General features: G+C 42.3%; 10 protein-coding genes. 7 read left to right on the forward strand and 3 right to left on the reverse strand.

Annotated features, from left to right (window positions below):
* Positions 1–103 precede the first annotated feature (103 nt).
* Positions 104–904 carry a shikimate dehydrogenase family protein gene (locus AC1DO4_RS21610; protein WP_477419656.1) on the forward strand — a complete coding sequence of 267 codons (801 nt, stop codon included), beginning with the start codon at positions 104–106 and terminating at the stop codon, positions 902–904.
* Positions 901–1,479: a gliding motility lipoprotein GldD gene (gldD, locus tag AC1DO4_RS21615; RefSeq protein ID WP_477419699.1), complete on the forward strand. Its 579-nt coding sequence runs from the start codon at positions 901–903 to the stop codon at positions 1,477–1,479. Before AC1DO4_RS21610 ends, gldD begins: the two co-directional genes overlap by 4 nt.
* A 486-nt stretch (positions 1,480–1,965) precedes the next feature.
* Here the strand turns inward: gldD and AC1DO4_RS21620 are convergent, their stop codons facing one another.
* Positions 1,966–3,192, reverse strand: coding sequence for an alpha/beta hydrolase-fold protein (locus AC1DO4_RS21620; protein WP_477419657.1), 1,227 nt, complete (start codon positions 3,190–3,192; stop codon positions 1,966–1,968).
* Between the two features lie 447 nt (positions 3,193–3,639).
* Here AC1DO4_RS21620 and AC1DO4_RS21625 point away from each other — a divergent pair, with 447 nt between their 5' ends.
* Entirely contained in the window at positions 3,640–4,707 is a 1,068-nt protein-coding gene (locus AC1DO4_RS21625; RefSeq protein ID WP_477419658.1) for an SGNH/GDSL hydrolase family protein, read from the forward strand.
* Positions 4,708–4,809: 102 nt separating this feature from the next.
* Positions 4,810–5,598 (forward strand): DUF1835 domain-containing protein, encoded by a 789-nt coding sequence (locus tag AC1DO4_RS21630; RefSeq protein WP_477419659.1) that lies wholly within the window; start codon positions 4,810–4,812, stop codon positions 5,596–5,598.
* A gap of 88 nt (positions 5,599–5,686) precedes the next feature.
* Here the strand turns inward: AC1DO4_RS21630 and AC1DO4_RS21635 are convergent, their stop codons facing one another.
* Positions 5,687–7,252, reverse strand: a complete 1,566-nt coding sequence (locus tag AC1DO4_RS21635) for a glycoside hydrolase family 10-like protein (protein WP_477419660.1) — start codon at positions 7,250–7,252, stop codon at positions 5,687–5,689.
* Between the two features lie 346 nt (positions 7,253–7,598).
* Between AC1DO4_RS21635 and AC1DO4_RS21640 the strand changes: the two genes are divergently transcribed.
* Positions 7,599–8,513 carry a hypothetical protein gene (locus AC1DO4_RS21640; protein ID WP_477419661.1) on the forward strand — a complete coding sequence of 305 codons (915 nt, stop codon included), beginning with the start codon at positions 7,599–7,601 and terminating at the stop codon, positions 8,511–8,513.
* A gap of 196 nt (positions 8,514–8,709) precedes the next feature.
* Complete coding sequence (locus AC1DO4_RS21645) at positions 8,710–10,611, forward strand: beta-N-acetylhexosaminidase (RefSeq protein WP_477419662.1); 1,902 nt, start codon at positions 8,710–8,712, stop codon at positions 10,609–10,611.
* Positions 10,612–10,886: 275 nt separating this feature from the next.
* Here AC1DO4_RS21645 and AC1DO4_RS21650 read toward each other — a convergent pair whose 3' ends face one another.
* A complete protein-coding gene (locus AC1DO4_RS21650) occupies positions 10,887–11,738 on the reverse strand; it encodes a DUF4198 domain-containing protein (protein WP_477419663.1) in 852 nt (283 codons plus the stop codon).
* Positions 11,739–11,843: 105 nt separating this feature from the next.
* On the opposite strand from AC1DO4_RS21650, the gene AC1DO4_RS21655 reads away from it, so the two are divergent.
* A complete protein-coding gene (locus tag AC1DO4_RS21655) occupies positions 11,844–13,823 on the forward strand; it encodes an alpha-ketoacid dehydrogenase subunit alpha/beta (protein ID WP_477419664.1) in 1,980 nt (659 codons plus the stop codon).
* The last annotated feature ends 52 nt before the right edge of the window (positions 13,824–13,875 follow it).

Below are 13,875 nucleotides of genomic sequence, written 5' to 3' on the forward strand. Positions count from 1 at the left end.
GCTTCTTTGATAATAAATACTGTATTATAATTTTGAGTATGGCACTTATCGTTTCTGTGTATATCTTTAGGCGTTTATTTTAGGCAATAACAAATAATAATACATGAAACATTACGGGCTAATAGGTTTTCCGCTTTCGCACTCCTTTTCAAAAAAGTATTTTGCCGAAAAGTTTAAAGCAGAAGGTATTGAAGATGCCGTTTATGATTTATATCCGCTTGAGCATGTTAAAGATCTGCAGGATCTGCTGGATGAAAACCCCAATCTTGTGGGGCTTAATGTTACCATACCGCACAAAGTTTCCATTATACCATACCTTGATTGGGTTGAGCATGATGCCCGCATGGCTGGAGCCGTAAATTGTATCTGTATCAGTAGCGAAAGTCCGCTGCAGGCGGCTTTTACCGGCGAGGTTGGAGTACAAGGTCACGATTTCAGGCTTGAAGGATATAATACAGATTTGTATGGTTTCGAAATGTCGATAAAGCCGCTCATCAATGATACAAATGACGAGGCGCTTGTATTGGGTGATGGCGGCGCAGCAAAAGCAGTAAGATGCGTGTTGGAAAATATGGGCATCACCTATAAAACAGTAACCCGGAAACCCCATCCCGATCATTTGCTATTCAGCGATCTGAAACCACACCACATTAAGCAGCATAAAATCATCATTAATACAACACCTGTAGGTACTTATCCCAATATTGATGAATGCCCGCCGATTCCCTACGAGGCTATTACCGATGAGCATTTATTATACGACCTTATTTACAACCCCGAAGAGACCCTGTTTTTGAAACACGGACGTGAGCAGGGAGCAACCACCAAAAACGGCTACGAAATGTTGGTGTTGCAGGCAGAAAAATCATGGGAAATATGGAATACTCCAGACCTGCGCACATGAGATATACAGGTTTAATAGTTTTAGTGTTGATGTTGTTTGCTGCCTGTGGCGGCAATCATGATTACTCACCCAAGCCGCGTGGATATTTCCGTATAAAGTTCCCTAAAAAAGAATACCAGGATTATACGGCAGGCTGCCCTTACACATTTACTTATCCCAAATATGCATTTATTGAGCCTGATCTGAGCAGAAATGCAAAACCATGCTGGGTAAATATGCAGTTTCCGCAGTTTAATGCAACGCTGCATTTAAGCTACCAGCAGGTTACTTCAAAAAAAGAATTCAATCAGTTAGTGGAGGATGCACGCACCTTTGCTTTTAAGCATACGGTAAAAGCAACCTCAATTGATGAAGGTATAATAGCTTACCCAGGGCGCAAAGTTTATGGTATTTATTACACCATTGATGGTAACGCGGCATCATCTGTGCAGTTTTTCCTTACGGATAGTACAAAAAACTATCTTAGAGGGGCACTTTATTTTAACTCCGAACCGAAATTGGATTCCATTCAGCCTGCCCTTAATTTTGTTAAGAAAGACCTTCAAGTTTTGATCAAAAGTTTTAAATGGAAATAGGCTGAAGGTTAAGTCAACAGTACTAAGTTGTAAGTTATAAGCCGGATTTTTTCTTTTTTTGACTTGGCTAAGAAGCTGTCTAAAAATAAAAAAACAAACCGTCATTGCGAGGTACGAAGCAATCCCCAACTATGCAGATCGGATTTGCACAGCTACTCTGTAAATCGGGGATTGCTTCGTGTCTTATAATAACGTGTTTGCAAGTGGTTGATTGTCAATATATATCTAAAGACACTTCTCGTTGTGAGAGAATGATTGTTAAAAAAGGGCTGTCATGCTGAGCCTGTCGAAGCATAGCGGGTGAAGGCCTCTGCGCGCGACCCTTCGACAGGCTCAGGGTGACAGGCCAACTACTTGCATAAGTAAACACGTCATCACGATTTTTTTCAGGTTCTTACCTGATGGATACTCGCAATGACGGTTTGTTTTTTTATTTTTAGACAACCTCTGAAATTTTCGACTAAAGGCTAACGTCAATTCAAGCTTCTATTTCCCTTGCGCCATCATCCTGATTTTTTCCTTTAAAGCGGTATCCAAAGGATTTATTTCAAGGGCTTTTTTATAATTGGTTATTGCTTTTTCTTTAAACCCTTTTTTTAACCACGCATCGCCAAGATTGGTAAAAGCTTTATAGGACCGGGGGTAATTTACCGTGTTCATCTCAAAAAGACTGATGGCATTATTAATAGTTCCGGCATTTTGCACCAGGTATAATGCCCAGTTGTTAATAGCTGTTTCCCCGGGCAAAATAGTGTATCCATATCGCTGCGATAATTGCTGATAGTGTTTAGCTATAACAGTGCTGTTAACTTGCCTGGCGTCCTGCTCGGGAAGGTCCCATTGTTTGAAAATAAAACGCAGTGCATCATAATACGCGGTTATAGGCTCGGTCATATGTATATCCTCCGGGTAATGAACATATTTATGATCGAGCCCCGTGATCTGCCTTTTTATAAGGAGCGAATCAAATGTAAGCAGGTTGGCATGAAATGCCGATTTATCGGCTACACCCTCGCTGGCATCGCTGTAAAAAAGTATCTTATTAAGGGTTGATCCTTTTTGCAGCTTCTTATCGGCCAACTTCAGCAGATATTCCTTATCCCACCAAAATGACGGGCTTACAGCAATATAAGCGTTAAACATTTCCGGACGGGTTAAAAGGCAATTAATGGCGGTAATTCCACCAAACGAATGGCCTGCGAAAACACTAAACGGCTGGGTTTTATAATTCGATTTTATATAAGGAATAAGTTCATTTTGTATAAATTGAAAAAACTGTTCGTTGCCCCCGCTTGGCTTAAGCCATGATGTTGAACTGGTATCGGGTTTTCCGTAATAATCAGTATTTGAATGGGTAGGTGTAAGGTCGCGGGTGCGGTTTGTGTTAGTTATGCCAACAACAATCATTTCGGGCATCACATTTACATCCGGCCGGCTCAGGTACCTGCAATACTCGGCTACCATGCCAAAATGATTGTCGCCATCCAGTATATACAATACCGGGTAACGTTTGCCTGTGTTTAAAGAATCTTTAGCCGGAGTATAAATATATATCTTCCTTTTTTCATTCAGGACCTTTGAGGTAATAGTTATAATTTCTGCCGGTATTGGTTTAAATTCGGGGTCGCTTTGCGCCAGTGCACGCATTGCAATCATCATCGGCAACAACAAAACGGGGCCAAATATCAGGTAGTATTTAGGTGAGACTTGCATTTAAAGTAATGTTAAATTAAGGAATTATTATGCCTTGGCTTAGTACAACTAAAAGTATATATATGTATTCTAAAAGTAGATATATATTTATTATAAGCGCATTGTTTTCAACCAATTAACAAGCGGGAAATAAAATAAGCATTGGTATCAGATCTCGTAGGCGCTGCGCTAATTCGGCAAAACAATCTTAATTTGAAGTTTAAAGCTTAAAAGCCGCAATTTGTAAAAAATGCAACTTACTGATTGTCAGGCAATATGGTGTTCCATCGCCTGTTTTAGTAAAGCTTAAAGTGTTGATTATCAGCATAAATAGTGTTCCACCCGTTCCAGTGTTCGGGGGCGTTCCGGTGGAACACCTGTTATTTTAATTGCGGTCTATTGAACGTTATAAAAGTATTAATTGCATACCTTAGCTATTTTTACAATAACCATTGCGCTTTACCCATTATGAAATATTTAGCTGTTTTATTACTTACTATATTATCATTAAGCGCCAAGGCGTCTGCGGTTGATTCTCTTATATTATACAAAGCCAACAACCCTCTCATACAATATGTCGGCCGGGTTGATCTCTCAAACCCAATAAGGCCAAGAATGTGGTCGCCTGGAGTGTATATTAAGGTGCGGTTTAAAGGCAGTAAATGCCAGGTACTTATTAACGACCAGGTAATGTATGGTAAAAATCACAACTACCTGGAGATAGCCGTTGATAACGAAAAGCCCTATCGCATCCAAACCACCGGCAAAACCAATGTGATCACCGTAGCTGATGGATTGGCGGATGGCATCCACACCGTATTGATCTGTAAAGACACCGAATCAATGATTGGGTTTATTGATTTTGTTGGCGTCCGCTGCGAAAAGCTGTTGGCACCCCTTCAGGCAAAACATAAGATAGAGTACATCGGCGATTCCATCACCAGCGGCGCTGGCATGGACCAATCGGTAGTGCCATGCGATAAAGGCGAATGGTATGATCAGCACAACGCCTATATGAGCTACGGGCCAACCACCTCACGTAATTTAAATGCCGACTGGCAGCTTACTTCCGTTGCAGGCATTGGCCTTGTACACAGCTGCTGTAATATGAACGTAGTAATGCCACAGGTATTTGATAAGATATACCTGCGTAATGATTCGATAGCCTGGGATTTTAAGCGTTATCAGCCTGATGTGGTTACCATTTGCCTGGGTCAGAACGATGGTGTGCAGGATTCAGCCCTGTATTGTAGTTCTTATCTTAAGTTCATTGGCACAATACGGCAAAAGTACCCCGAGGCCGATATTGTTTGTTTAAGCAGCCCTATGGCCAATGGCGCCCTTACTGATGTTTTGCAGCGTTATATTAAAGCCATAACTGCCTATGCCAACGCCAGGGGAGATAAAAGGGTATATAAATACTTTTTCTTACGCAAGTACAATAATGGCTGCGGGGGGCACCCCGATCTTTATGAACACCAGCTTATTGCCGGAGAGCTCGTCGCTTGCTTAAAAAGGCTGACTGGCTGGCAATAAGTCCCATACCGGGGAAATTTATAAGGGACACACTTTTATTTTACAAACCCATACCCAAATTATCATAAATCACGTTGCTTTGCTATATAATCACATACTCCTATGAGCAGCATTCTACATATTCTTAATGGCGACGCTACCCTGTATGGTTTTAACCAGACCGGGCTTGATGGCGATGTAATGGTATGGCGTGAGGTATTATCCGAAGGCCCATTGCAGGAAAACATTTCCTCGGGAAGCTTTTGGAGTGCCCGTTCCAAATGGATCCATAAAACTTTTAATGAGCCTGTTGACGAGTATCAGCATAAAGTGATTGATGAACTGGGCAAGCTGAATGAACCTTATGAAGAGATTAACCTATGGTTTGAGTTCGACCTGCATTGCCAGGTAAACCTATTGGGCGCAATGCGAATGTTGAACCAGCAAACCAACATGTCGGCCCCGGCGGTTTACCTTATTTGCCCGGCAGATTATCCGGGGGTAGACGATTTCAGGGGCATGGGTGAGTTAACCGGAGATCAGTTGGAAGATCTTTTCGACAGCCGGGAGCAGTTAAACGAATGGGAATTTGAGCTGGCAGCAGAAGCCTGGCCGCTATATGTAAACGGCAATGCTGATGAACTGGAACTATGGCTTAATGAAAACTCCTTTTGGGGAGTATTACACTTGCTTAAGCCCGCCCTGCAGGCCCATTTAAAAAGATTACGAACAAATGCAGAAGGCTTAAATTACATAGAACAAAAGCTGCTGGATATTTATAACAGCGGCATCAAAACAAGAACCGAAATATACCAGGCCTTTTGGTGGACAGAGAAAATATATGGTATGGGCGATCTGGAAATTGATATTTATCTTAACCACCTTAAACAAAAACACCTTATTGAACTATAATAATGATAACCGGCTATATCATCACCAGCGCGAAGAATAACCAGCCAAAGTATAGCTATCAATTGCAGGGGCTATAATAGCACCAACATCAAGGTACCGTGACCGCTATGGTAGGCGATCGTTCACTCTCGTTCTTCAGCCTGTCCAGTGCTGTTACCACATAAAAATATGTTTTACCTTTTTGAACAGTGTTATCCTCGTAGCTAAGGTTAGCATTATAGATGATCTTCAGGATGTTTTTGGGATCGTCGATATTTATTTTCTCATTATCAAAGCGGTAGATAACATAGCCATACACCGCCTCTTCATCTTTTGCAAGTGTAGGTGTAAGCCACTTTACCATTACGCTGTTTTTATTTACCGATGGTCTTGCTGTAACATTTTGCGGGGCATTAGGAGCTATTGAATCCCGCCAAAGCATAACAGGCGGCAATGCCGGGTACCTGTAATAATTATCCCGTAATGAATCGATAATGCCGAGGGGGTTATTGGTAAGCGAGGTGGAACTGAAATAAACACTCCCCTGCACCCTCGGGTTATTTCTGATCATGTTAATCTGGTCGGGTAACTGAGTGGGATCTTTAAAGGCAGCGGTTTTTCGTTCATTAATGCGGTAAGCGGCCTGACCTATATACAAATGCCTGCCATAAGTATTATTGCTCCACCAGTTTAGTAATTTATCAAAGGCGGCGGCCCGGTTGCCTATAGGCCAGTACAGTTGCGGGTTTATATAATCTACCCAGCCTTCTTTAATCCATTCGCGCGAGTCGGCATAATTTTCATAATAGGATGATCCGCCATTGGTTTCAGATCCCTCTTCATCCTGGGCCTTATTAGCCCAGATTCCAAACGGGCTGACCCCGAATTTAATGTTAGGATCATGTGCGTGTACGCTATCGCCAATCATTTTTATCAACAGGTCTACGTTATGGCGCCTCCAGTCTTTTATATTATCGTACCCTTCGCCATATTTGGCATAGGTATCTTCATCGTTTATTTTTTGCCCGGCAATAGGATAGGGATAAAAATAATCATCCATATGTACTCCGTCGATATCATAATTATCCACCACATCCAGTATTACCTGTACAATATAATCGCGTACTTCGGGGAGCCCTGGGTTAAATGTTTTGATACCACCGTAGGTAAAAAACCATTCGGGCTTTATTTTAGTGATATGCTGCGGACTAAGCGCTGCAAAATTTCCGTCAAAAGTTGCTCTATATGGGTTAAACCAGGCGTGTAGCTCCATGCCTCGTTTGTGGGCTTCGGTAATGGCAAATTCAAGCGGATCATAAGCCGGGCTTGGTCCCTGCCCCTGTTTGCCCGTTAAATATTTTGACCATGGCTCGCGGCTTTTTGTGTAAAAGGCATCGGCAGCGGGCCTTACCTGTAGCATAACCGCATTAATACCGGTTTCCTGGTGCGAGTTTAATATATCAATCAATTGCTGTTTCTGCCTGTCGGATGTTAGTTTGGTGCTGGTTGGCCAGTCGATATTTACTACGGTTGCAACCCATACCCCTCTAAATTCGCGCTTGGGTTCTGTTTTAGCTAACACAGGTGAATTTGTCKGTTCAGCTGGTTGTGCCTTAATGCTTATTACAATAAACAAGAGGGCTATCAGCAGTAAAAAATGGCGGTATATATACATTAAAACGTATTAATTAGAAGATACAAAGATATAAAACTCCTATGGTAGGCCTTTTATTATCCTATATAAATTTGCTTTGATATTGCGATTTTGGCATATTGTACTTATTTTTATGCGTCGCCAGCATAATTTAAAAATCTCAATTTTAAAAAAAAATCATATTTTAAATCTTTTTACGTTTAATAGCGTTGTGTAATTAATTTGAAACAACACTTAAAATTGTAATAAAAGCAGGTTATATCAATTTATATGGATATGCTTGTAAACTAAACACCACAGTTAAACAGAAGTTTTTTTAATAGCTTTCTACTTTAAACTGTATTTAAACTTTAAACATTTAATTGCTATGGAAAATCAATCTGGGCAACCACCTAAAAAAAATTCGAACGTAATTTATTTTCTTATTGTGGTGGTATTGGCTTTATTAGGTACCGATGTGTACCTGTACCTCCAAAAAAACAAATCGGATGTACGGATAGTTACCCAACAGGATGAACAAACAAGGTTAAAGGCCGATCTCGACAGCCTTGAGGCCCAGGTTGATCAGGTGAACGCCGGAAAGGCCAAAATGTCGAAAGAGCTAACAGCCAAAAATGATTCGTTAAAGGCGAAGATTCAGGTATTAAGAACCCAGTTGGCCAAAGGTAAACTTACCAAAGCCGAATTGGTAAAAGCAGAGGAAGATGTTAAACAGCTACGGTATTTTGTAACTAAGTATACGGCCGATATTGAAGAGCTGCACAAACAAAACGCCACCTTAACAACCGAACGGGATACCTTAAAAAGCAACCTGGCCAATGTTGCTAAAAAGGCCGATACCCTCCAGAAACAAAACCAGGATCTTGATGCTAAAGTAAAAGTAGCACAAGTTCTCAAGCTGGCTACATCAAATATAGTTGCTTATAAAATTAAAGGCAGCGGTAAAGAGGTTGACGTTACCCGTGCCGGACCAGCTAAAAAAATCAAGATCAATTTTACAGTTGCCAGCAACACATTGGCTGAAAAATCATTGCACGATATATATGTACGTATCATTGACCCAACCGGTAACCTTATTACGGCACCCGATGGAGGAACTTTTACTGCTGATAATTCGGAGCTGCAATACACCTATAAAACATCAATTGACTTTAAGGATGATGGTACTGAATATACCATTGACTGGCTTAACCCTACCCCGCCTTTTGTAAAAGGCACCTATACCGTATTACTTTATGCCGATGGTGGCACTATGGGTAAAACGGGTTTTACACTAAAATAAAAACAACCAATTAAATATCCAAGGCCCTGTTCCGTGATTGGAACGGGGCTTTGTGCCTCATAGCCGCCCCCAATCCACTCCGAAACAGGGGCTCCGGGTGAAATATTAACTTTTCTGTTACAACTTTTTAATATTCTTTAAAAAGTTTAATTTGCATGCTGTTTCCCAATTAAGTATTTCAAAACCAAGTTCATGTATGAAAAAACTATTCCTGTTACTAAGCTGCTGCTGCCTGCATTTTTTATCATTTGGCCAGGCGCCCAATAATGGTCTATCCATTATTCCGGAGCCGGTTAAGGTCACCCGGAAGGTGGGCAAATTTATATTACCCAAAATTGTTATTCTTGAAGCCGGTAATCAGCCCGAATTAGTGCCTGTAATTACATATCTTAAAAAGAAGCTAAACACCGCGGCAGGTGCCGCGGTCGCAGTAAAAAGCATAGCGCCGTCTGCATCCATCAAATTCGTTTTGAACAAGAAAAATGATCCGCTGATCGGGACTGAGGGTTATAACTTATCGGTAACAGCAAAAAAGGTGGTAATAAAAGCCAATGAGGCCGCCGGCATATTTTACGGTTTACAAACCTTTATACAGTTATTACCTAAAGAAATAGAAGGTAAGGAATTTGCAAAGGGCATTAAATGGACAGCTCCTGCCGTTGAGATAACCGATTATCCCAGGTTTGGATGGAGAGGATTAATGTTTGATGTGTCGCGCCATTTTTTTACCAAACCCGAGGTTGAACAATATATAGATGCTATGGTTAAATACAAACTTAACCTGCTGCACCTACATTTAACCGACGACGAAGGATGGCGGGTTGAAATCAAAAGCCTGCCAAAGCTTACCACAGTTGGGGCTTATAATGTTAAAAAAGTTGGGCAGTTTGGTACATTTACCCCACCAACTTTAGATGAGCCGCGCACCTATGGTGGTTTTTATACCCAGGAAGATATTAAGGAACTGGTACAATACGCAAAAGACCGCTTTGTAAATATACTGCCAGAGATTGATGTACCGGGCCATAGTCTTGCCGCTGTAGCCGCTTATCCGGAACTTTCCTGCACTCCGGGTGCCGATAAATATGTAGTAAACTCTGGCGAGCCATTTATGAAGTGGGAAGGCCCGCACAATACTGCCATTGTTGATAATACCCTATGCCCGGCCAATGAAAATGTATATGCATTTTTAGATAAGGTTGTTACCGAAGTTGCCCAGCTTTTCCCTTTCCCATATATTCACATGGGTGGCGATGAGTGCGCCAAAAACTTTTGGGAACAAAGCGATGCCATAAAGGCATTAATGGTTAAAGAAAACCTGAAAACCCAGCAGGAGGTACAAAGCTATTTTGAAAAACGCTTGGAAAAAATTGTAGAATCAAAGGGTAAAAAATTTATGGGCTGGGATGAGATCCTGGAAGGCGGCTTGGGTCCTAATGCTGCTGTGATGAGCTGGAGGGGTATTGCAGGTGGAATTGAAGCTGCAAAAATGGGCCATGATGTAGTGATGAGCCCTACCACGTTTGCATATCTGGATTACATGCAAAGCGATGTAAACGAAACCAAAGTTTACGCCAAACTACGTCTTAATAAAACCTACGAGTTTGAGCCGGTGCCTGATAGCATTGATGCTAAGCTGATAAAAGGCGGCCAGGCTAATTTATGGACCGAGCAGGTTTATAACATCCGCCAGGCCGAATACATGACCTGGCCAAGGGGCATGGCCATTGCCGAATCGGTATGGTCGCCAAGAGAAAAAAAGAACTGGGAATACTTTTTTGGCAAGGTAGAAAAACAGTTTGAACGCTTTGATGAATCTGAAACCAAATATGCGCCGAGTGTATATGATCCATCATTTAGCGCAACTAAAAACCCCGATAACACCCTCAAAATAACGCTTATCAACGAAGCGCCGGGACTGGATACTTATTATAGCTTTGATAACTCTTTGCCCGACAATTTTTATCCTAAATATACAGCTCCTATTGATGCGCCTAAGGATGCAACAATGCTAAAGGTAATTACCTACCGTGGTAAAAAGCCCATCGGCCGTATGGTTACCATGCCATTGGCCGATCTGGCTAAACGGGTTAAATAAAGGAGTAAAGATGTGTAGATAAAGGATCAAGGACTTTTATGATCCTTCTATATTCTAAGCAATTTTAAAACCTATAAAGATTCAAATAAGAAAGCCTCTCGGATATATGAACCGAAGGGCTTTCTTGTTGCATATGCGTCTTCCTTAGTGTAAGCGATTGAAGCATGCGCCCATGAATGGAAAGCGCAGGCCAAATAAAACGCCTATATGATAGAATTTCATCCTTGTTCCTTTATCCTTCCATCCTTGCTCCAAAAGCCCTTGCTCCCAAGAAATTAATGCTTGTTGCCAAAACCAAACTCCTTGTAAGTATCGGGCATGGTACCATTATTGGTAAAGGCGAAAGTGAAGGTAGTACCCCAGCTTTCAAAGTCTGCATTTTTATCTTTAGATGTTTCGATGTGTACCGAGCTTAGCATATAGATCCCTTCACGGCTTAGCTTAAAATAAATAAGCCCGCCTGCATCGGCACTCAGCTTTTGCGGAAATACGTTACCATTAATGGTTTTAACATACAGTATAACCACAGCCTCCTTTAATGGCTTTCCCTGAAAAAGCACCTGGGCTGTTACATCGTCGCCATAGTCGGCTTTGTACGGGTTTTGTTTTATAATTATTTCGTATTCCTCGTTTAATGATTTATCAAAATCCTTATCGCTCGGCTTATCAACTGTTATAAGCGTTTTTAAATAGCGGGTTGTTTTTTCTACAAAATATTGCTGATTATTATTTTTAGCCTCTTCCGCAATTTTATCAAGCCCCTCATTATTCAGGTATTTTAAAAACTTATTCCTTTCAGATTCCACATTTTCACTTTTAACCACCTCTATCATCGCCAAACCCGGACTTTCCAGTTTATAGTTCAAAAAATTAGCCGAAGTGTCTTTGGGAGACTTACTGAGATCGGTTTGCTTCTTTCCTTCGTACAACATAAATTTAGAGATCTTTCCGCTTTCATACTTGTATTCACCCTCCTTTACAAATTCACTGCCGCTTAATAAATGTAGATCGAGTTTATCGCCCTTTTTCATATAAAAGCTGCCGGGTAATAAAAAATAATCCTGAGAAGAAGCCGCAAAACCAATGAGCAACAACACCACTATAAGTAAAAATCCAATTCGTTTCATAAGTTTTTTGTTAGGATTACCAAACATACAAAGTTTAACCCGAAAATATTATTTTTTAGCCTTGTTGAGGGCGTCGCCATTTAAAAACTTCAGTAGTTTTACATTATGATTTTTGACCGTAAAAACCTTGATACTGAAACTTTAGTGTCTTTTTACAAAAAATTGTTGCTTCCGCGCCTGGTTGAGGAGAAAATGCTGATCCTGCTAAGACAAGGGCGCATCGGCAAATGGTTTTCAGGTATTGGCCAGGAAGCCATTGCCGTGGGCAGTACACTGGCCATGCAGGTTGACGAGTATATATTACCCATGCACCGCAACCTGGGCGTTTTTACAACAAGAAACATCCCACTCTCGCGTTTAATGGCACAATGGCAGGGTAAGCCATCGGGCTTTACCAAAGGGCGCGACCGCTCTTTTCACTTTGGCACGCAGGAATATAAAATCATCGGGATGATATCCCATCTTGGCCCGCAACTGGCCCTTGCAGATGGCATTGCGTTGGCTGACATGCTATCCAACCAAAAGAAAACCACCCTGGTATTTACCGGCGAGGGTGCTACCAGCGAAGGAGATTTTCATGAGGCCCTTAATATTGCTGCCGTTTGGAATTTACCCGTTATTTTCCTGGTAGAGAATAATGGTTACGCCCTATCCACCCCTACTAACGAACAATACCATTGCAGCCAGCTGGTTGATAAGGCCAAGGGTTACGGCGTGGAAGGCCGCCGCATTGATGGCAACAACATTTTAGAGGTTTACCATACCATAGCTGATATCAAAAACAGTATCCAGGAAAGCCCACGCCCGGTTTTGTTAGAATGCATGACCTTCAGGATGCGCGGGCACGAGGAAGCATCGGGCACCAAATATGTTCCGCAAAATTTGTTTGAGTGGTGGGGGGCTAAAGACCCGCTGGCTAATTTTGAGAAATACCTATTGAATGAGCGAGTGCTACTCCCCGAATGGATCCCGCTGATCAAAAAGGAGTTTACCACGCTTATCGAGTCGGAGTTTGAAAAGGTTTATAACGAGGCCGATATTGTTCCGGATATTGAAACAGAGGTAGCTGATATGTATCGGCCTTACCATTTCCCGGCCAATCAGCCATCGGCTACGCCAGCAACCGGCAAACGTTATATTGATGCCATAAGTGATGGCTTAAGGCAAGGCATGCGCAAACATGCCAACCTGGTGATCATGGGACAGGACATTGCAGAGTATGGCGGAGCCTTTAAAATAACCCAGGGCTTTATGGAAGAATTTGGCAAAGGCAGGGTACGTAATACCCCTATTTGCGAATCGGGTATTGTTGGTGCAGGTATGGGCCTGGCGCTCAACGGTTATAAAGCCATTGTTGAAATGCAGTTTGCCGATTTTGTAACCTGCGGCTTTAACCAGATCATTAACAACCTGGCCAAAACCCATTACCGCTGGGCACAGGCCGTGGATGTGGTAATACGCATGCCTACAGGTGCCGGCACGGGGGCAGGACCGTTTCACTCACAAAGCAACGAGGCCTGGTTCACCAAAACACCGGGATTGAAGGTTGTTTACCCCGCCTTCCCGGCAGATGCCAAAGGGCTCCTGCTGGCCGCTATTGACGATCCTAACCCGGTGATCTATTTTGAGCACAAATACCTGTACCGCAGCATCAGCGGTGAAGTACCGGATAATGATGTACTAATAGAAATAGGCAAAGCCAATATTGTACAGCAAGGCGAAAAAGCCACTATTGTTACTTTTGGTTTAGGTGTACACTGGGCGTTGGACTATACCGCTAAACATCCGGACCAATCTTTAGAGATCATCGACCTGCGCAGCCTGCAGCCATGGGATAAAGAAGCCGTTGAACAAAGCGTAAAGAAAACCGGGCGTGCACTGGTATTGCATGAGGATACCCTCACCAGCGGCTTCGGTGCCGAAATAGCTGCCCATGTAGCCGAGCACTGTTTTAAATACCTTGACGCGCCTGTAATGCGCTGTGGCAGCCTTGATACCGCTATACCAATGAACAAAGCATTGGAAGACCAGTTTTTGGCGAAAACGAGGTTAGGGGAAACGGTGGACAAGCTGCTCAATTATTAATTGAATTAATACGGTATGGTGTTCCACCGGAACGCCCCCGAACACCGGAACG

It is taken from the genome of Mucilaginibacter sp. P5_A6 (assembly GCF_056400585.1).